This window comes from Pseudomonas sp. 22072, from assembly GCF_052046095.1.
Classification (GTDB): Bacteria; Pseudomonadota; Gammaproteobacteria; order Pseudomonadales; family Pseudomonadaceae; genus Aquipseudomonas; species Aquipseudomonas paracarnis.
Map to the genome: position 1 here is coordinate 120,959 of NZ_JBQEQE010000009.1, position 19,268 is coordinate 140,226.

The window sequence follows — 19,268 nt, forward strand, 5'->3', positions numbered from 1 at the left end:
TACGTGACCTGAGGGCACTTCTTGAGTACATCCAAACAGCTGTTGAGTGAAAAGGCGGCCACCGGCGTCGAAGGTCTTGATGACATTCTTGCCGGGGGGCTATCGCGAAGCCACGTGTTTTTGCTCGAAGGCGAACCCGGCACCGGTAAAACCACCGTGGCCCTGCATTTTCTGCGGGCCGGTGCGCAGAACGGCGAACGTTGCTTATATATCACCCTGTCCGAAACCGAGCACGAACTGCGCCAGGGTGCCAAATCCCACGGCTGGGACTTGGATGAGCATATTCATATCTTCGAGCTGACCCCACCGGAAAGCCTGCTCAACGCCGATCACCAGCAAAGTCTGCTGTATTCCTCCGACCTGGAACTGGGTGAAGCCACCCGCCAGATCTTTGAAGTGGTAGAACGGGTCAAGCCGACCCGCGTGGTGGTCGACAGCCTGTCTGAGATCCGCCTTTTGGCGCAAAGCTCCTTGCGCTATCGCCGGCAGATCCTGGCGATCAAGCACTACTTCGTACGCTATGACGCCACCGTACTGCTGCTGGACGACCTGACCACCGAGTCCCTGGATAAAACCGTGCACAGCGTGGCCCACGGCGTGATTCGCCTGGAAGAACTGACCCCCACCTACGGTGCCGAGCGTCGGCGTATCCGCGTAGTGAAATACCGTGGCCAGAAATACCGTGGCGGCTTTCATGATTTCACCATCATGGGCGACGGCATTCACGTGTTCCCGCGCCTCGTAGCGGCCGAGCATCGCGGTGGTTATAACCGTCAAACGTTGAGCAGTGGCATCGAGGAGTTGGACTCTTTGCTCGGCGGTGGTATCGAGACCGGCTCCAGCAGCCTGATTCTCGGCCCGGCGGGCACCGGCAAGTCGCTGATCTCGATGATCTTCGCCGCCGCCGCCGTGGCGCGAGGCGAAAAGGCTGCGCTGTTTATCTTCGATGAAGAACTGGGCCTGCTGTTCGAGCGCATGAAAAACATGGGCATTGATCTCGCCGCGCTACGGGACACCGGCAACCTGCTGATCGAACAGGTAGACGCCGCTGAACTCTCCCCCGGCGAATTTTCGCACCGGGTTCGTCGCTGCGTGGATGAGCGCGGCATCAAGACGGTGGTCATCGACAGTATCAACGGCTACCAGGCCGCAATGCCTGAAGAAAACGCGTTGATCCTCCATATGCATGAGCTGTTGCTGTACCTCAACCGCCGCGGTGCCGCGACCTTCATGACGGTGGCCCAGCACGGCCTGGTGGGCGATATGCAGACCCCGGTCGACATCACCTACCTGGCTGACACCGTGATCCTGCTGCGTTACTTCGAGGCTCTGGGCAAAGTTCGCCGGGCCATTTCGATCATCAAGAAAAGGACTGGCTCCCATGAGTCGACTATCCGCGAATATCGCATCGGCAGCCGTGGCATGACCGTGGGTGTTCCCCTGGATAACTTCCAGGGTGTGCTGCGCGGCATTCCAACCTATATGGGCGCCGGCTCCCCTCTGCTCAAGGATGAGGGCTAGTGCCGGCCCTCTCCCCCATCTCCGAGCGCGCCATCGTGCTGGCGCCCATGGGCCGCGATGGTTCATTGGCGCTGATGATGCTTAACGAAGCCGGCTACAGCGGGATCGTCGCCAGCAACCTGGGGCAAGTGTGCGAAGAACTGGCGCAAGGCGCCGGCCTGCTCATCATTGCCGCCGAGGCGCTGCGTGGCGTAGACCTTGAACCACTGCTCGAGCAATTGCACCAGCAGCCGGCGTGGTCCGACCTGCCGATCGTGCTGATGACCCATCATGGCGGCAAAGAGCAGAACGGCTCCACCCGGCTCAGTGGCTTGCTGGGCAACGTGACGTTTCTGGAGCGGCCTTTCCACCCCATTACCCTGATCAGCCTGGTGAGCGCCGCGCTGCGCGGTCGGCGTCGCCAATACGAAGCACGGGACCGGTTGATTGACTTGAGCGAGAGTGAACTGCGGCTGCAGCGCACCCTGGAAACGCTTGAACAGCAAGTGGAAGAACGCACGGCTCAACTGCGCCATAACGAAGAGGCTTTGCGCCAGTCGCAGAAAATGGAAGCCGTCGGCCAGTTGACCGGCGGTATCGCCCATGACTTCAACAATATGCTCACGGGCATTATCGGCAGCCTGGAACTGCTGCGCAGGCGGGTATCCCGAGGCAAGCTGGATGACCTGGACAGCCTGATCGACCTGGGTGTGACCTCCGCCAATCGCGCGGCCAGCCTCACACACCGGTTGCTGGCGTTTTCGCGCCGACAATCGCTTGACTCCAAGCCCGTGCATATCAATCAACTGGTGGCAGCCATGGGCGAGTTGCTGCAACGCAGCATCAACGAAAGCATCAGCCTGGACATGCGTCTGAGCGATGCCCTGTGGACCGCCGAAGCCGACCCGAACCAGCTCGAAAGCGCCTTGCTCAACCTGGTGATCAACGCGCGCGACGCCATGCCCACGGGTGGCACGCTGACCGTGGAGACCACCAATCGCCACCTCGACAGTGTCTTTACCGCCGCCTACGGCACCTTGACCCCGGGCGACTACGTAGAGCTGAGTGTCAGCGACAACGGTTGCGGCATACCGCAACATCTGATGGGCCGCGTGTTCGATCCGTTTTTTACCACCAAACCCATCGGCCAAGGCACCGGTCTTGGGTTGTCGATGATCTACGGCTTCGCTCGTCAGTCTCGTGGGCATGTGACCATCCACAGCGAAGTCAACCAAGGCACGACGGTCAGCCTGTTTCTGCCGCGCTTCATCGGTGAGCCCCAGGCACAGGCGCCGCTCAACCCGACACTGCTGCCGTTTGCCAATGCTGGGGAAACGGTGTTGATTGTCGAGGATGACCCCGCGGTTCGGGTGCTGGTCAGCGCTGTGCTCAAAGAACTGGGGTATGGGTTTATCGAGGCTGGGGATGCGAATACGGCGGTGCCGATTATTGAATCCGAACAGCGCATTGACCTGATGATCAGCGATGTCGGCCTACCCGGTATGAACGGCCGGCAACTGGCGGAAATCGGCCGGCAGATTCGTCCTCAACTCAAGGTATTGTTCATCACCGGCTATGCCGAGCATGCCGCCGTGCGAGGGGGATTCCTGGATCCGGGCATGCAGTTGATCACCAAGCCGTTTACCTTCGATTTATTGACCGCCAAGGTCCGAGAAATGATCAGGGCCTGAGGCGGTCACGCCACCTAAAAAGAAGAGCGTCGAGATGCGCAGAGTCTCAAGTTGTGCGGTATTACGCCAATAACCGCTGGATATGCTCCTGCAGCGTATCCAGATCGAACGGCTTTGCCAGGATCGGCGCATTGCGCGTGATGGGGCTGTGGCAGTCCAGAATTTCCTGCGGGTACCCGCTGATAAAGATCACCTTCAGCTCCGGACGCAATTTGATTGCCGGCTCGGCAATTTGCACGCCCGAGATCCCACCCGGCAGGCGGTAATCGGTCACCATCAAGTCCAGGTGCGGTTTGGTCGCAAGGATTTCGAAGGCCTGCTCCCCGTCGATCGCCTTCAAGACCCGGTAGCCCAAGCCTGCCAGGTACTCGCCCAGCACAAACATAATGGATTCGTCGTCCTCGACGATCAGTACGACATCTTGTGCATCTTCACTCATGGGAAGCCTTTGTCCGGTCAATTGCTGCAGTTACGACCATGGGGTCACGCAGAGGTTGCGTCGGGGTGACGATTGATTTCACTCGGCCACTTCCAAAGGCAGGCATACCCGGAACAGGGCGCCCTCACCTATCTGACTCTCGACCTCAATCGTGCCGCCATGGGCCGCCACGATCTGCTCGGAAATAAACAGGCCCAGGCCCAGGCCGGCTGCGGAATGGTTGGCCGAAACCCGTTCGAACTGTTGGAAAATACGCTTCTGGTTCTCCTCGCTGATACCAATGCCATGGTCGCGTACCTCTACCCGCGCTTCGCCATGCTCGGTATACACCCGCACCTGCACCGGGCTCTTGGCTCCGTAGCGCAGGGCGTTGGTCAGCAGGTTGGTGATCACCTGCTCGATACGGAACTCATCCCAGCAGCCTTGCACCGGGCTTTCGGCCTGCAATTGCATGGACGACTCGGCGGCTGCCACTTGCGGCGCGAAGTTATCCACCAGGTTGCGTACCAGTTGCGCCAGGTCGATGCGTGCCGGGCGAATCGACAGCTTGCCGGTACGGATACGCGACACGTCGAGCATGTCCTCGATCAGGCGGATCAAGCTCTGGATCTGGCGCTCATCGCGGTCAACCATGGCGCGCATCTTGTCCAGGGTAAACGCCGCGGCGTTGTCCCGGGCCAGGTGCATCTTGCGCAGTTGGGTCTCCAGAATCAGCCCGTTGAGGGGCGTACGCACTTCGTGGGCGACAATCGACATGAAGTCGTCACGCATGCGCACCGCCTGTTCCAGCTCGGCCTGGGTGGCCTGCAGGCGCGTGAGCAACAGCTCCTGCTCACGGCGGCTGCGCTCCAGTTCTTCAACTTGCAGCTTCATCGCCTTGCTCTGCCGATACAGGTCGACGAACACATTGACCTTGCTCTTGACCGCATGGATATCCAGCGGCTTGTGCAGGAAGTCCACCGCGCCGCTTTCATATCCCTTGAAGGCGTAGTTGAGTTCGCGGCCAGCGGCGCTGACGAACACGATGGGGATGTTCTTGGTCTTTTCGGTGCCGCGCATCAGTTCGGCCAGTTCGAAACCGTTCATGCCAGGCATCTGCACGTCGAGGATCGCCATGGCGAATTCATGTTCCAGCAACAGGGACAACGCCTCGTCGGCACTCAATGCCTTGAAGACCTGGCGATCCTCACGCTTGATCAGCGCCTCGAGGGCCAGCAGGTTTTCCGGCAGATCGTCGACGATCAGCAGTTTGGCCTGGACAGTACTTAACATGGGAAGGGTTCCAGGGAAGCCAGCAATGAGCCGATTCGGCTCAAGGAAAGAATATGGTCAGGTGTGTGCAAGGCCAGGGCCGCCAGGGGCATGACGGCAATGCGTGCCTCTTGTGGGTCCTGCACGATGGTAATGCCACCCGATTGCTTGACGTGGGCCAGCCCGCTTGCGCCGTCCTGGTTGGCGCCAGTCAACAAAATGGCGAGCAGGCGCGGCCCATACACATCGGCCGCCGAGGAAAACAGGTAGTCGATGGCGGGTCTGGAATGGTGCACCCGGTCTTCCTGGCTCAGGGACAGGCTGCGGTCCTGCTCTACCGAGAGGTGATAACCGGGCCCGGCAAAGTACAAGGTGCCCGCCTCCAGCGCTTCTTTGTCCCTGGCCTCCTTGACCGGGATGTTCAGGCGCCGGGCAAAGACTTCTGCCAGTTGGCTGCGGCGCTCGTCCGGCAGGTGCAGCACGGCAATGATCGGCAGCGCGAAGGTGCTCGGCAACTGGCCGAAAATACTCAGCAACGCCTCAACGCCGCCGGCGGAAGCGCCGACGACGATGGCTTCGATCCCCGAAATCGGGGTGTCTGGCGCGTCGCTCATGATTTTCGGTAAATCCGTTCCTGCTTGACCAAGGGCTCGAATTGCTTGCTGTAGGCGGAAAAATCCAGGGTTTCCTTGCTGCCCAGCACCAAAAAGCCGCGATGACACAGCGACTCATGAAACAAGCCAAACGCTCGATCTTGCAATTTTTTATTGAAATAAATCAATACGTTACGACATGAAATTAATTGAGTTTCTGAGAATACGCTGTCGGTCGCAAGGCTGTGGTCGGCAAAGGTCACGTTCTCGCGCAATGTCTTGTCGAAGATCGCGTAATCGTAAGCCGCTGTGTAGTAGTCGGCAAATGACCGTTGCCCGCCGGCCTGCTGATAATTGGCGGTGTAGGCGCGCACGTTCTCCAGGGAAAAGATGCCCTGCTTGGCTTTGTCCAGCGACGCGGGGTTGATGTCCGTGGCGTAGATGATGGTGCGTTCCAGCAAGCCTTCTTCACGCAGCAGGATGGCCATGGAGTACACCTCCTCGCCCGTGCTGCAGCCGGCAATCCAGATCTTGATCGACGGGTAGGTCTTGAGCAGCGGCACGACTTCCTGGCGAATCGCGAGGAAGTGCGACGGGTCGCGAAACATCTCGCTCACCGGAATGGTCAAGAATTGCAGCAACTGCATGAACGCGGCCGGGTCGTGCAACACGCGCTCTTGCAGTGCGGAAATGGTCGCGCAGTCGAACTGACGCAAGGCATGGGCCACACGGCGTTTGACCGACGCGCCCGAGTAGTCGCGAAAGTCATAGCTGTACTTGAGGTAAATCGCCTCGATCAACAGGCGCAGCTCAATATCGCTGCTCTTATCCAAGAAACACTGCTCCACTTAAATGCGTTCCATCTTCGGTAGCCATACGCGAATCAGTGAGAACAGGCGGTCCAGGTCAATCGGCTTGGCCAGGTAATCGTTTGAGCCTGCTGCCAGGCAACGTTCCTGATCGTCCTTCATGGCCTTGGCCGTCACGGCAATGATTGGCAGTTTTTTCCAGCGTGGGTCCTGGCGGATCAAGGCGGTGGCCTCGTAACCGTCCATCTCCGGCATCATCACGTCCATCAGCACCAGGTCGATATCGTCCACTTCATTGAGCTTGTCGATGGCTTCCTGGCCGTTACGCCCGATCACCACCACAGCGCCTTTGTGCTCCAGGGCGCTGGTCAGGGCGAAGATATTGCGTACGTCATCGTCCACCAGCAGGATCTTGCGCCCCTCGAAGACCTTATCGCGGCTGCGGGCAGTCTTGAGCATCTTCTGGCGGTCATGGGACAACTGGGATTCGACTTTGTGCAGAAACAGCGTGACTTCATCCAGCAGACGCTCAGGCGAGCGCGCCCCCTTGATGATGATCGAGCGTGAATACTTGCGCAGTTCGGCCTCTTCATCCCGGGTCAGGTTACGCCCGGTATAGACGATTACTGGCGGGAACGAGCAGATGTCCTCGGTGGCCATGCGCTTGAGCAGCTCGTTGCCGAGCATGTCCGGCAGCTTGAGGTCGATGATCATGCAGTCGTAGATGGTGGTGCGCAGCAGGTCGAGGGCTTCCTGGGCAAAGCCTACGGCGGTGATCTCGATGTCATCGTCACCGATCAGGCGGGCAATGCTGTCGCGCTGCAGGTCATCGTCTTCGACCAGCAGGATGCGTTTGACCTTCTGGGTCAATTTGGCTTCCAGGCGCGCAAACACGTCCTTGAGCTCTTCGCGGGTAGTGGGCTTGACGGCATAACCGATGGCGCCCATGTGCATGGCAGCTTCGACGCGATCTTCCACGGAAATCACATGCACGGGGATATGGCGCGTGTTGGCGTGTTCCTTGAGGCGTTGCAGCACGGTCAGCCCGGAATGGTCTGGCAGGCGCATGTCCAGCAGGATCGCGTCGGGGATGTACTGCTCGGCAAGGCTATAGCCCTCGTCGGCACCGTGGGCGACCAGGCAGTGGTAACCCAGTTCGTGAGCGAGGTCGAACAGGATTCGCGCAAAATTCGGCTCGTCTTCCACCACCAGGATGCAGCGGGTGCTGAACGGTGCTTTTTCTCGGTCGTCGGCAAAGCGTGGGATCAGCTTGGCGTCGGCCACCGGCAATGGCGACACCTTGACGGGCGCCGGTGCCGGCGCGACCACCACTTGACGCGGTGGCTCGATCGGCGCTGCGTCCTCGTCGCGTTCGACATACTGTTCAGGCAGTACAAGCGTGAAAATACTGCCTTTGCCCGGTTCGCTGGTCACACTGATATAGCCGCCCAGCAAGGTGGCCAGGTCACGGGAAATCGACAAGCCCAGGCCAGTACCGCCGTAACGGCGATTGGTGGTTCCGTCGGCCTGGCGGAAGGCTTCGAAGATGCTTTCCTGCTGATCCGGGGCGATACCTATGCCGGAATCGCGCACGGTAAAGGCAATGCCCTCCCCCGGCGCGCGTGACACCGACAGGCTGACCTCGCCCTGTTCGGTGAACTTGATGGCGTTGGACAACAGGTTCTTGAGGATCTGCTCCAGGCGTTGGCGATCAGTAAACAGCAGGGTTGGCGAGCCTTGCTGCACGTCCACCTGGAAGCCCAGTTTGCGGTCCATTGCCAGCGGCTCGAACATGCCGCGCAGGCCATCCACCAGGCGTTCGACGCTAGCGTTTTCCGGGCGCACTTCCAGCTTGCCGGCTTCGACCTTGGAAATATCCAGGATGTCGTTGATCAGGTTGAGCAAGTCATTGCCGGCTGAATAGATCGATTCGGCAAACTTGACCTGCTCGGCGCTGAGGTTTTCCTGGGGGTTATCTGCCAGCAGTTTGGCCAGGATCAGCGAGCTGTTCAGCGGTGTGCGCAGCTCGTGAGACATGTTGGCCAGGAATTCGGACTTGTACTTGCTGGAACGCTGCAGCTCATCGGCGCGGTCTTCCAGCTCCAGTTGGGCCTGGTTCAGCTCGATGTTCTTGCGGTCCATGGCGTCGCGCTGTTCGGCCAGGGTCTGGGTCTGTTCGGCGAGTTGCTCGTTGGTCTGCTCCAGCTCAGCCTGCTGGGTTTCCAGGTGGGCCTGGGACTCCTTGAGGATGCGCGACTGTTCTTCCAGCTCTTCGTTGGCGGTCTTGAGCTCTTCCTGCTGTACTTGCAGTTCTTCGTTGAGCTGCTGGGTCTCGGCCAGCACTTCCTGCAAGCGCTGGCGATAGCGCGCGGCTTCGATGGAGGTGCCGATATTGCCGGCGATCAGTTCCAGCAGTTCGATATCACGCTCATCCAGCGGGCGCAGGAAACCCAGCTCGACCACGCCATTGACACGGTCATCATCGCTGGTTGGCACCACCAATACGCTGCGGGCGGCCCCTTCACCGAGGCCGGAACTGACCTTGAAGTAATCCACCGGCACATCGTCCAGGCGAATCAGGCGATCGCGCTGGGCGGCCTGCCCGACGATGCCTTCGTCGCTGTAGATCGACTGTTCCTGTTGTTCCTGCTCGCGGGAGAAGCCATACGTGGCCACACGCTTGAGGCCGCCGTGTTCTTCGCGCACGTACAGCGCCGCGACGGCCGAGCCCATGTACTGGGCGAAGAACTGCAGGATATTGCGTCCCAGCATGTTCAGGGTCAGTTGGCCCAGCACTTGCTCGGCCAGCTCGGTCTGGCCATTGCGCAGCCAGGCGGTTTGCTCCAGGCGCCGTGCAATCTTCTGTTGTGACGCGAGGTTTGCGCTGTAACTCTTTGAAAGTGAAATTAAATTCTTCCTGCCGATGTAGGCCAGAAAACCACTCAGCCCCAGTACAAACGCCAGGTACAACGTGACACTGATCACCGTCGTGCGGGTAACCTCTGCGTTACGGGTGATACGGAACTGTTGTTCCATCGCCACCGCGTCCTCATATTCCTTGCGAATTTCATCGGTGAGCCGCTTGCCCCGGCCCGCCTTGACCGCGCCCCGGTAATCACCGCTGTTGCGCTGCAGCTCAATCATCGACTGTGCGTAGTTGTTCCATTCGGTTTGCAAGGTTTCCAAGCGCTTGAGTCGGTCGACCTGCTGCGGGTTGTCGGCCACAAGATCCTGCAAATTGCGCAGGTCGGCAATGATCCGCGGCTTGGCCACTTCGTACGGATCAAGGAAGTGCTCGTCACCGGTGATCAGGAACCCGCGCATACCCGTTTCCAGGTCAACCGTCAGTTTGGACGTCTCATTGAGGTTGTTAATGACGCGGTCGGTGTGCTCCACCCACTGGATCACCGAGAGCAAATAGGTAATCAGGCAGACGAAAAACACCGCGCTGAGCACGCCCACGCCCAAGGGCAGGGCCACGTTACGGCTCAGCAAGGTACGAAAGCTTTTTTCATCGACGGACGACGCGGGTGTCATGGGCATGCCTTGGCCAAATGCGGGAAAACCGCAAGTTTGCCCGAATAACGTCGCTCAACGCTATGTTTGTGCGTTGATTGGCAGCGGATGCGGTCTAGCTCATGGCGCCTGCACCTTGGTGAGTCAGCACGCAAGCGGACGGGACTTTTTGCGCCGCTAAGGTCACAATGCCAGCAATTGCTTCGGAACTTGCTGGCATTGTTATTACTCACAATCTAGTTGCCTTTAAGCCCAGCGCTCTCACTGTTCAGGAAAGTCCACTATGTCCCACACCTCCACCATCCTTGTAGTCGAAGACGACGCCATCGTGCGCATGCTGATCGTCGATGTCCTCGAAGAGTTGGAGTTCAAGGTGCTCGAAGCCGCGGATGCTGGGGAAGCACTGGCGCAGGTGCAAAATACCGACCAGATCATCGACCTGATGATGACCGACGTTGGCCTGCCCGACATGGACGGCAAACAACTGGCAACCAAGGTCCGCGAACTGCGCGCTACCCTGCCTATCCTGTTTGCCAGCGGCTATGCCGAAAACATTGATGTACCCGAGGGTATGGAGGTGATTGGCAAGCCGTTTTCGATCGATCAGTTGCGTGACAAAGTCAAATCCATGCTCTAACGCCCCTTCCCCATGGTCCTTTGCAGAGATTAACGTGACGACCGGCCAATAAAACAGGAAACTCAGCGCCTTCACGCCACGCTCTCAGATAGCACTCAGGAAGGACGCAACAACATGATTGGAAAACCGACGCGCCTGCTGTTGGCGAGCCTCTCGATACTCATGAGCTCCGGCGCCTGGGCTGACTTCACCGCAAGCCCCAGCGAAGCCAGGGCCATTGCCAAGGAAGCCTACTTGTACGGCTTCCCGGTGGTGCAGATGTACAAGACGCTCTACACCCAGGCCGTTGATAAAGGCGGTGCCCACTTCAAGGCGCCGTTCAACCGTATCGAAAACAGCGCCCAGGTGCTCACCCCCAAGGACAACGCAGTTACCACCCCGAACGTCGACACGCCCTACTCGTTCGTGTGGATGGACTTGCGCAAAGAACCGCTGGTGCTGACCCTGCCCAAGATTGAAGACAACCGCTATTACTCGGTGCAATTGATCGACCTCTATACGCAGAATTTCGCCTACCTGGGCACCCGCAGTACCGGCAATAACGGCGGGCACTACATGATCGCCGGGCCAGACTGGAAAGGTCAGCAGCCGGTGGACATCGACCGTGTGGTCTACAGCGAAAGCAACATCGCCTACGCCCTTTACCGCACTCAACTGTTTGACGACAAAGACCTGAGCAAGGTCAAGCAGATCCAGAGCGGCTACAAGGTGCAGGCGCTGAGCAGTTATGTGAAGCAACCCGCCCCCGCCAACGTGCCGAAGATCCAATGGCCCAAGCCGATGGCGACGATGACCGAAGGCCCGCAGCTGTTTCGCTACCTGAACTTCATGCTGGCCTTCGCCGCGCCCCAGGACAATGAAAAAGATCTGCTGGCGCGCTTTGCCAGGATCGGTATTGCCCCGGGCGCGCCGTTCAAAGTCAACCAGTTGACCGCCGAGCAGCGCAAGGCTCTGGAAGACGGCATCGCCGATGGCCGCGCTGAATTCGCCGCGTTCAAGAAGGCCAAGGTCGACACCCGCCAAGTGACCGGCGCAGACTTGTACGGCAGCCGCGACCACCTGCAAAACAACTACCTATACCGCTACGCCGGTGCCGAGTTGGGGATGTTTGGCAACTCCAGTGATGAAGCCGCGCACTTGAGCTACGTCATCGACAGCGAGGGCAAACCGGCCAATGGTGCACGCCACAGCTACACCGTGCATTTTGCCAAGGACCAGTTGCCGCCGGCTGATGCGTTCTGGTCGCTGACGATGTACGACGCCAAGACCAAATTGCTGGTGCCGAATCACAAGAAGCGCTACCTGATCAACTCGCAGATGCTACCGACCCTCAAGCTCGATGCCGATGGTGGCTTGACCCTGGCATTGCAACACCACGAGCCACCCAAGGCTGAGCAGAGCAACTGGTTGCCGGCCCCACCCGGCCCGTTTTACGCGGTCTTGCGCATTTATCTGCCCAAGCCTGAAGTTGCCAGCGGCCAGTGGAAGGTACCAGCGTTGACGCCGCTAAAATAATCTTTGCGAAATAAAAAAAGCGTGGCGGGTGATGACCCGCCGCGCTTTTTTTTGGCTCAGTGTTTTTTCAGTTTCACGTAGGACTGGTGCAGGTCTGACGCCCAACCGTCGATGACGCTTTTTACATCGTCGGCCTTCATCACTTGGGAGTCATTAGCCAGCGGCTTGCCGGTGCCTTTGCGCACCACTTGGGCCAGCACTTTATGAGTGGCGCCATCGATGAACTGCGCCTCGGTGCCCAGGGTGGTTTCCTGGTCGCGAATGCCGGTGCCCGTGCTCACTGCCGCAGCCACCAGGGCGACGGGAATAAACTCATATGGCTTAAGACTCTCGGTCTTGCTGCTCACGGCGGTAATCGCCGCTCTCACAACAATTACCCCTGGGCCTGGGGCATTGGCCACGGGCAGTGACTGACCCAGCTCGCGCTTGAGCGCCTGGTTGTAATAGTCATTGATGCCCCGCAACGTGCTCTCGGGAATTCGGGAAGTGGCCTGGGGCTTGGGGTAAAACTGGGTAGGCTCGATGTAGACCGCGGTGTAGCGGCTCAGGTCCAGCTGTGGATCAACCCAGCGCATCACCTCAGCCCCCGACGGTGACTTGGCTTCCTTGAGCTGGCTGTAGTTGGAAAGGAACCCTGAATATTCATTCGGTTGCACCACTTTGCTGGCGCAACCAACCAAACCGAGCGAGGCGACGCACACTGTGCCGATTATTAGCCTTAGCTTCATTAGTGAACTCCCTGGCGACCATCATCGTAAGAATGAGCTATAGGTATAGCCAATACTTGGGCAGCACACCTGATTTCGCTCGGCGCCAGCCAGTACATGCGTTAAACATTCAGGTCAGAAGCGGAAATCGGAATCCGCGATTCGCCCATATATGTTCACCATGAAGTCTTCTTTTTTGTCGCCATCGAAATCGAAACGCAAAAAGGTGAGATTATGGCTGCGATAATATTCGTGGGTGAAGGTGAGTCGAGGGTGGGCTGCGCGCAGGGCTGAAATATCCAATTTATCCTTGCCGCTGACGAAATCCATTATTACGGTGTTTGCGAAGCTGGCAGATGAGTCGTTCGCGCCGATAACGAAGGTATTTTTACCCGGCCCGCCTGTCAGCCGGTTAAAACCCGAGTTCGCCTTGACATAAAGAATGTCATCGCCCTCGCCGCCCTCCAGTTCGTTACCGACGTCATTGCCAATTAAAATGTCATTGCCCGCACCGCCAATAGCCCGTTCGATGGTGACGCCATTGGCGATCGAAACGTTGCCTAGGCCTCCCCCAACATTAGAGAAGCTGCCCGATTTCAAGTTGAGAACCTGATCTTGCCTGAAGGCGGAGAAATCGAAGGTGTCATTACCATCGGCGTCCCACACGCAAAACACCGGCAAGTCGTCGCTCGACTGCAGTTTGAATACGTCACGATCAGCATTGGAGTTAAAGCCATACGTCGTATCCCCGGTCCGCGTTTGGAGGTTCGCACCAAATTTATCTTGCGTGACTGCAATATCATCCATCATCAGCGCACTTGAATACTGAGTCTTATCACCATGGAACTTATTAAAGCGATGGTCTGAGCGGGTTTCCAGAAAAGGACTCCTTACCGTGTAAGCCGACGTATTTTCCGCGTAGTTGCTTCTCGATACTGCAGACGCTGGGTCAGGAAGACCTAATTTAAAGGCCACAGCCTTTGCAATGATGTGACGCCCAAAACTATTGGGTTTTACCAGCTCATCGGCATGGCGCTGGTTCAGCGATACCTGCACCTTGCCGGGCTCGTCATCGGACACGGGCGTATACCAGGGGGCCTGCCACTTGAAGCTACCGCCATCAACCTTGATCTGCATATGATGGGATTGTGCATTGACAGACTCTTTGAACCGAATATTTGCAGTATCGCTGAAATTATTCAGGGTCTCACGGATCACGCCTTTTTGTGCTTCTGTGAACTGGCTGGTCGTGCCCCCCGTTTCGGGACGATTGGCGAACTCATACGTCACCTCCGCAGGGTCCCCGGAACCCAGTGAACCGGCAAATCCGGCTGCACCTTTTGACCCTTTTAATACTTGGTCCATGGACAATGAAACTTGGCGATGTTTAATCTTATCGCCGCGGTCGTCAGCATGAGCAATTTCAACGACAGTCCTGTGTGCAACGCTGGTGGCGCATGCTCTTGCCAACGCAATGTTCGGATCAATATTCATGAGGTAGTCCTATGGGAACTTGGCATTTGTCTACTCGCCTGACGGCAGGCCGGCGACCTGCGTATCAGTGGTATTCCTACGCAAAACAGTTCCAAAAACTCACCTGGCAGCCGACGCCTATCTACCTCATGCTCCGCGACCCAGCGGTGGGAGCGTGGCCTCGGCCCTGGGCGCATCGAACGAAGGATGCTCTGATAGAAGGCGCTGCCACTGCATCCGAAACCAGGGCGTGAATGGCGCTCGGGGCTCTGCAAGCTGGGCCGTTATTTCGGCGCGGGTCAGCCACTTGATATCGCTGACTTCCTCTGGGACGGGCGAGACCTCAGCGTCAGATTGAGCAACCAGCACATGACAGAGTTCATGCTCGGCGCCGATCGAGCCAAACAAAGCATGATACTCAAAGTAATAGAGAGCTCGACACGAAGCCCAGACGCCTAGCTCTTCACGCAGACGACGAGAGGCGGCATCCAGAATAGTCTCTCCAGGTGCCGGATGACTGCAGCAGGCATTCGACCAGAAACCTGCCCAGAGCATTTTATCCGCCGCCCGACGCTGAAGCAGATGACGCCCACGGCTGTCAATCAAGTGCACTGAAAAAGCGCGATGAAGCTGCCCAGCTCCCAGGTGAGCATCGCGTTTATCGCACACGCCAATCTGTACATCCTGTGCGTCGACTAACACTACCTCGTGGATCATGCTGGATCTCCTTTTGTGCAATGAGGCGCGCACGCCACACAGTATCGAGCTAAAGAATTTGTCCCCAGGCACTGACCAAGGTCAACGCGGCGTCGGTGAACGCTGGATCGGCACGCAGCATGACCATGGCATCCAGCTCTGCCTGGGTGAGTAACCCAAGTTCCAACAATGCAGGCCCTGCCTGCGCGGTGGTTGCCGCCCAGAAGGCATCTGCCGGGCTGTTGTCGCCGATTCGGCCTTCGAGGGTGCGATGCCCCACGTTGACAAGCCCCCGGTCACGTAGCCGATCAGGCAGTCGATCGGCCCAGAACATGTCAGACCCGATGGACTGCTCCAACAGTGTGATTCCGGCCTGGGCTACTTTGCGCAACAACGGGTTCGTCGTTCTGAGGCTCGGTTGCAGGCTCACATCTTCGATCACCAACCAGCCTCCGGGACGTAACCAAGTGGCGGCTCGCGTCACTATCTCCTCGCGGTCAGTGAGGTGGCACAGCAACGCCCGGGCGTGCACCACGTCAAACGATGCCGCAGGAAAATCATCGGTCGTGACATTGTGGGTCATCACCTTGATGCCGGGGATATCGACCAGGAAGCGGGTATCGATATCCGTGGCGGTAACCGTTGCGTCGGGATATCGCTGGCTCAACCAGCCCGCGAGCGATCCGGCACCGGCGCCCAGATCAAGGATCGCGGGCGCGTCCGGCAGATCCAATCGTTCAAAAACCTTATGGCTTAACGGGTCAAAGGCGCGCTCCAGGGTTTGCAACCTCGCCAATTGGCCTGCGTGTTGGTCCGCGAGATAGCTGCGGGTGTAGCCGGGTTGCTCGGTGGAAACAGATGTGGTCAAAGCACGACCTCCAATTGATCAGGGCAGCGATTGAGAAACCCGCGCTCTTCGGGCTTGAACCCCGGAGCCCAGCGCAGGTTGGGAAAGGTCTGCAGCAGCATGCGCGCACCGATCGTGATCTCCATCCGGGCGAGCATGGAGCCCAGGCAGAAGTGGCGCCCCGCTCCGAAAGCGAAATGGCTGGTCGCCTGTTCGGCGCGCAACATATTGAAGGTGTCCGGGTCGCTGAACCGGGCCGGATCACGGTTGGCTGAACCGATCAGGCAGGCCAGGGTTGCGCCACCCGGAATTGTTCCCGAGGGCAGTTGCAGCGGTTCAGTCGCCTCCCGCAGCACAAGTTGCAATGGCGGGTTGCGTCGCAGGGTTTCAGTGAGGGCGTTGTCCATCAGTGCTGGATCAGCGATCACCGCCTCTTTCACGCCAGGTTCGCTCAACAGGTTGACAATCAGATTCGCCAGGGCGCCGTGACTGGTCTCGCTGCCTGCCGTCATCAGGATCGCGCAATAGGACCGTACAAAGGACTCGGACAACGGCTGGTCGTCAATGCGTGCCGCCAGGAGTTGTGAAATCAAGTCGTCCTTGGGTTCTATACGCCGAGCGTCGATGTAGGGCTGGATAAAGTGGTAAAAACTGTCTCGGTTGGATAACCCGCCGGTCAACAGTGCTGGGTCCTGACGATAGTTGCCCATGTACGCGAAGCCGATGGCACACCAACGCTTGAGCCGCTCCACCTCCTCTCGTGTGTGTGCCGGGAGGCCCAATGCATGAGCCATCACTCGCACCGGCAGCGCAGCGGTGAAATCGGCAATCAGGTCGACCTGAGGCCGGCCCTGCATACGCGCCAGCAAGTCTGCGGTCACTGCGGTGACAGACGCTTCGAGCGCCACCAGCGCCTTGCTGCGAAACGACGGGGTGAGCAATGCTCGGTGCTGGGCGTGTTCGCAGCCGTCCATGGTCACAATGGTGTGCCCCAGCAGCGGCCCAATCTGCCAGGTGTAGTTGCGATTGCTTGCCCCTGGGTGGGTCAGCGCGGCTTTGACATCCACATAGCGACTGACCAGCCACACATCGGTGGGCTCGTCGTACGCGATCGGAAGTGTGGTGCGTAAACGCTCATACAAGGGGTACGGGTCGATTTCGAACTGGCGGGACTTGAGGGTCGGCGGAGTCAGCGCCAGGTCCACTTGTCGGCTGTGCTGTACCGCGCAGCCATCGGCCTGTAGGTGATAGCGCGAAACGCTGCGATGCCAGTCCCCCGCCGCCCGGACAACCTGACGCAACCGGTCCGGATCGGTCGCAGCGCACGGCGGGTAATGGGCATGCTCGGTAGCGGCTGCCGTGAATTGAGCAACTGCCGTGTTGACCATCTGATGGGCTGCTTCTATCGCGCCAGGCCAGTCCAGGCCAGCGGTGTGCGCGAGTATCGATACCAGATTGAAGCGCTCGCCACACACCACATCTTTGGCAACCGAGTGGATATCGTTTGTCCACGCGATGATATCGGCAGCGTGCTTACGCAACCTGCTCCACGTTTCCACCTGCGCAGGATGCTCGTACGGGTCCAGGGCTTCGGCACCATCGATCAGATCAAAAAAGAACAGGGCGCCGAAGGAATCCCGGCGCAACGGCAGATACTCAGCCAAGGCGAGCGCCGTATCGGTTTCTCGCATGCGTACCTGCGCCGCCTGCGCGCGCAGATGCTGGACCAAATGCCCCGCCAGCCTCTTCCGCCAAGGCCCGCTGCCCCAACGCTGGGTCTCGGGCCACAAGTCGTCGACCAGAACAGCCAGCATCGGGTCCTCGAACCCGCCGCGTTCACCTGACGGCACAGCATCGCCGCTGTCGGTCAATGCCTGCACGGCGGCGATGAAATGCTCCAGCGCGCCGTTTTCCGCCCAGGGTCCGTCATCAATACGGTCATCCAGCGTAAGCGCCCACAGGTACCAGCACACCAGAGTCTGCGCTCGGTGCGTGGGCGCCCGCCCGCACAATGCTATTCCCAGGTCGAGCAGTGCCGTGGTGGTCAACCGATGCGCGCCACGCCTGCCGATCAAACCGTATCGCTGCGCCCAAGCAAGCGCATGCGTACGCAACCGTTCAGTGTCGGCACGCGGCGGTGCAACGGCGAAAGGTAGCTGGATATCGGGAATAGTGAGCGGCGCCGGTGACGAATGACTGTTGTGGCGGGTATCGGTGTCGCCTTCACAGTGTTGCGCTGCCATGAAAAGCTCCTCTGGAATCAAACTTTCAGTAGGGCTGACTTTATTTGAAATCAAAAACACAGGATGTGAGAGGTATCCGAAGGTCACCCGGCAATGGCGGTCTTTCGGCGTAGGGGAAAACGGAGCGTCGCCATCAGCTCAGGGGCTGCTCGGTCGTTCGTGCTGATTAAATAGGGGGGTTTCAGAAAAATATACTGTCATTTCTCACAGGTATGGACGAGTCGCCCAATACCGAACAATGACGGATCACCCACGCTTCTTGAACTGCTCCGGTGAATGGGTCGGCAACTGCGTATGACTTATCAGCCTCGAGTGGATAAGGTGAAGGCTTATCCTTTTTCAGGAGCACCCTATGCGCACCATCGGCCTTATCGGCGGCATGAGCTGGGAGTCCAGCGCCGAGTATTACCGCCTTATAAACCAGCGCGTGCGCGACCGTCTTGGCCCGCTGCGCTCGGCGCAAGTGTTGATGTACAGCGTGGATTTCGGCCCGGTGGAACAGGCTCAGCATGCCGGGCGTTGGGACGATGCCGCGCTGATCCTGGAAGATGCCGCACGGCGCTTGCAGGCCGGGGGCGCTGATTGTGTGGTGCTGTGTACCAACACCATGCACTTGGTGGCACCGCGTATTGAGGCGGCGGTGTCGATCCCCTTCCTGCATATTGCTGATGCCACGGCGGCGGCGGCTCTGGAGGCCGGGACCCTGACGGTGGGCTTGCTGGGTACCGCGTTCACCATGGAGCAGGAGTTCCTGAAGTCCCGCCTTGCCGCCCAGGGGCTTACCGTGCTGGTGCCAGACGCGGATGAACGCCAGGAGGTGCACCGAATCATCTATGAAGAACTGTGCGTGGGCATCATCAGTGACGCGTCACGCCAGGTGTATCAGCGGGTGATCCAGGCACTCGCTGCACAAGGCGCCCAGGCGATCATCCTCGGCTGTACGGAAATCTGCCTGCTGGTCCAGCCCGAACACAGCGCCCTGCCGCTGCTGGACACCACCGCGTTGCATGCGCAGGCCGCGGTGGGGTTTGCCTTAGAGGCTTAGGTATCGACACAACTTTGTGGTCCTTACCTGAATAACGGGTATGTACTCGGTCTGATCCAACATCCTGGCGGGCTGTCAGCCCGCTTTCGCGGGCAAGCCCGCTCCCACAGGGGATCTGTACCAGACGCTGATTCTGTGGGTAATGCATGACCCGTGTGGGAGCTGGCTTGCCTGCGATAGCGGTGGTTCAGTTGTAGATTCAGTGACTGACACTCCGCCTTCGCGCGCTTGCCCTAATGCCAGTCAGTTAAGAGCTAGAGCAGACAACCAGTGACTTGTGGCGAGGGAGCTTGCTCCCGCTGGACT

At 58.9% G+C, this 19,268-nt stretch carries 15 protein-coding genes; 5 read left to right on the forward strand and 10 right to left on the reverse strand.

Going from position 1 to position 19,268, the window contains the following annotated elements:
* The first annotated feature begins 21 nt into the window (after positions 1-21).
* On the forward strand, positions 22-1,521 hold the full coding sequence (locus ACTJLA_RS12020; protein WP_034127457.1) for an ATPase domain-containing protein: 1,500 nt from the start codon (positions 22-24) through the stop codon (positions 1,519-1,521).
* Positions 1,521-3,191, forward strand: coding sequence for an ATP-binding protein (locus ACTJLA_RS12025; RefSeq protein ID WP_440841309.1), 1,671 nt, complete (start codon positions 1,521-1,523; stop codon positions 3,189-3,191). Before ACTJLA_RS12020 ends, ACTJLA_RS12025 begins: the two co-directional genes overlap by 1 nt.
* Before the next feature lie 61 nt (positions 3,192-3,252).
* Here ACTJLA_RS12025 and ACTJLA_RS12030 read toward each other — a convergent pair whose 3' ends face one another.
* The 5 genes from ACTJLA_RS12030 to ACTJLA_RS12050 all read right to left on the reverse strand — a co-directional run bounded on the left by ACTJLA_RS12030 (position 3,253) and on the right by ACTJLA_RS12050 (position 9,820).
* Entirely contained in the window at positions 3,253-3,630 is a 378-nt protein-coding gene (locus tag ACTJLA_RS12030) for a response regulator (protein WP_032897270.1), read from the reverse strand.
* 78 nt (positions 3,631-3,708) lie between these two features.
* Positions 3,709-4,902, reverse strand: coding sequence for a hybrid sensor histidine kinase/response regulator (locus ACTJLA_RS12035; RefSeq protein ID WP_034127459.1), 1,194 nt, complete (start codon positions 4,900-4,902; stop codon positions 3,709-3,711).
* The gene (locus ACTJLA_RS12040; RefSeq protein WP_054896518.1) at positions 4,896-5,495 is read right to left on the reverse strand and encodes a chemotaxis protein CheB; all 600 of its coding nucleotides are present in this window, start codon (positions 5,493-5,495) and stop codon (positions 4,896-4,898) included. Before ACTJLA_RS12040 ends, ACTJLA_RS12035 begins: the two co-directional genes overlap by 7 nt.
* Positions 5,492-6,322 carry a CheR family methyltransferase gene (locus tag ACTJLA_RS12045; RefSeq protein WP_019817062.1) on the reverse strand — a complete coding sequence of 277 codons (831 nt, stop codon included), beginning with the start codon at positions 6,320-6,322 and terminating at the stop codon, positions 5,492-5,494. The genes ACTJLA_RS12040 and ACTJLA_RS12045 overlap by 4 nt, the downstream gene beginning before the upstream one ends.
* On the reverse strand, positions 6,323-9,820 hold the full coding sequence (locus ACTJLA_RS12050; protein ID WP_054919026.1) for a response regulator: 3,498 nt from the start codon (positions 9,818-9,820) through the stop codon (positions 6,323-6,325).
* Between the two features lie 262 nt (positions 9,821-10,082).
* Between ACTJLA_RS12050 and ACTJLA_RS12055 the strand changes: the two genes are divergently transcribed.
* Together ACTJLA_RS12055 and ACTJLA_RS12060 are read left to right on the forward strand one after the other, a co-directional pair.
* Complete coding sequence (locus ACTJLA_RS12055) at positions 10,083-10,436, forward strand: response regulator (protein WP_060773084.1); 354 nt, start codon at positions 10,083-10,085, stop codon at positions 10,434-10,436.
* A 114-nt stretch (positions 10,437-10,550) separates the two neighbouring features.
* Positions 10,551-11,951 (forward strand): DUF1254 domain-containing protein, encoded by a 1,401-nt coding sequence (locus ACTJLA_RS12060; protein ID WP_198791289.1) that lies wholly within the window; start codon positions 10,551-10,553, stop codon positions 11,949-11,951.
* A 56-nt stretch (positions 11,952-12,007) separates the two neighbouring features.
* Here ACTJLA_RS12060 and ACTJLA_RS12065 read toward each other — a convergent pair whose 3' ends face one another.
* The 5 genes from ACTJLA_RS12065 to ACTJLA_RS12085 all read right to left on the reverse strand — a co-directional run bounded on the left by ACTJLA_RS12065 (position 12,008) and on the right by ACTJLA_RS12085 (position 17,917).
* Entirely contained in the window at positions 12,008-12,679 is a 672-nt protein-coding gene (locus ACTJLA_RS12065; protein ID WP_054896522.1) for a DUF3313 domain-containing protein, read from the reverse strand.
* A gap of 114 nt (positions 12,680-12,793) precedes the next feature.
* The gene (locus ACTJLA_RS12070) at positions 12,794-14,152 is read right to left on the reverse strand and encodes a M10 family metallopeptidase C-terminal domain-containing protein (protein ID WP_054896523.1); all 1,359 of its coding nucleotides are present in this window, start codon (positions 14,150-14,152) and stop codon (positions 12,794-12,796) included.
* A 126-nt stretch (positions 14,153-14,278) separates the two neighbouring features.
* Positions 14,279-14,848 carry an isopentenyl-diphosphate Delta-isomerase gene (gene idi, locus ACTJLA_RS12075; protein ID WP_054896524.1) on the reverse strand — a complete coding sequence of 190 codons (570 nt, stop codon included), beginning with the start codon at positions 14,846-14,848 and terminating at the stop codon, positions 14,279-14,281.
* Positions 14,849-14,897: 49 nt separating this feature from the next.
* Entirely contained in the window at positions 14,898-15,695 is a 798-nt protein-coding gene (locus tag ACTJLA_RS12080) for a class I SAM-dependent methyltransferase (RefSeq protein ID WP_054896525.1), read from the reverse strand.
* Entirely contained in the window at positions 15,692-17,917 is a 2,226-nt protein-coding gene (locus ACTJLA_RS12085; RefSeq protein WP_197900561.1) for a cytochrome P450, read from the reverse strand. The genes ACTJLA_RS12080 and ACTJLA_RS12085 overlap by 4 nt, the downstream gene beginning before the upstream one ends.
* Positions 17,918-18,269: 352 nt before the next feature.
* Here ACTJLA_RS12085 and ACTJLA_RS12090 point away from each other — a divergent pair, with 352 nt between their 5' ends.
* Positions 18,270-18,962 carry an aspartate/glutamate racemase family protein gene (locus ACTJLA_RS12090; protein WP_057975886.1) on the forward strand — a complete coding sequence of 231 codons (693 nt, stop codon included), beginning with the start codon at positions 18,270-18,272 and terminating at the stop codon, positions 18,960-18,962.
* The last annotated feature ends 306 nt before the right edge of the window (positions 18,963-19,268 follow it).

Bases quoted from the DNA above. Each gene is read 5' to 3' on its own strand.
- ACTJLA_RS12055 (WP_060773084.1), top strand. From the start codon at position 10,083: ATGTCCCACACCTCCACCATCCTTGTAGTCGAAGACGACGCCATCGTG.
- ACTJLA_RS12090 (WP_057975886.1), top strand. From the start codon at position 18,270: ATGCGCACCATCGGCCTTATCGGCGGCATGAGCTGGGAGTCCAGCGCC.
- ACTJLA_RS12035 (WP_034127459.1), bottom strand. From the start codon at position 4,902: ATGTTAAGTACTGTCCAGGCCAAACTGCTGATCGTCGACGATCTGCCG.
- ACTJLA_RS12060 (WP_198791289.1), top strand. From the start codon at position 10,551: ATGATTGGAAAACCGACGCGCCTGCTGTTGGCGAGCCTCTCGATACTC.
- ACTJLA_RS12085 (WP_197900561.1), bottom strand. From the start codon at position 17,917: ATGGCAGCGCAACACTGTGAAGGCGACACCGATACCCGCCACAACAGT.
- ACTJLA_RS12050 (WP_054919026.1), bottom strand. From the start codon at position 9,820: ATGACACCCGCGTCGTCCGTCGATGAAAAAAGCTTTCGTACCTTGCTG.
- ACTJLA_RS12030 (WP_032897270.1), bottom strand. From the start codon at position 3,630: ATGAGTGAAGATGCACAAGATGTCGTACTGATCGTCGAGGACGACGAA.
- ACTJLA_RS12065 (WP_054896522.1), bottom strand. From the start codon at position 12,679: ATGAAGCTAAGGCTAATAATCGGCACAGTGTGCGTCGCCTCGCTCGGT.
- ACTJLA_RS12040 (WP_054896518.1), bottom strand. From the start codon at position 5,495: ATGAGCGACGCGCCAGACACCCCGATTTCGGGGATCGAAGCCATCGTC.
- ACTJLA_RS12070 (WP_054896523.1), bottom strand. From the start codon at position 14,152: ATGAATATTGATCCGAACATTGCGTTGGCAAGAGCATGCGCCACCAGC.
- idi (WP_054896524.1), bottom strand. From the start codon at position 14,848: ATGATCCACGAGGTAGTGTTAGTCGACGCACAGGATGTACAGATTGGC.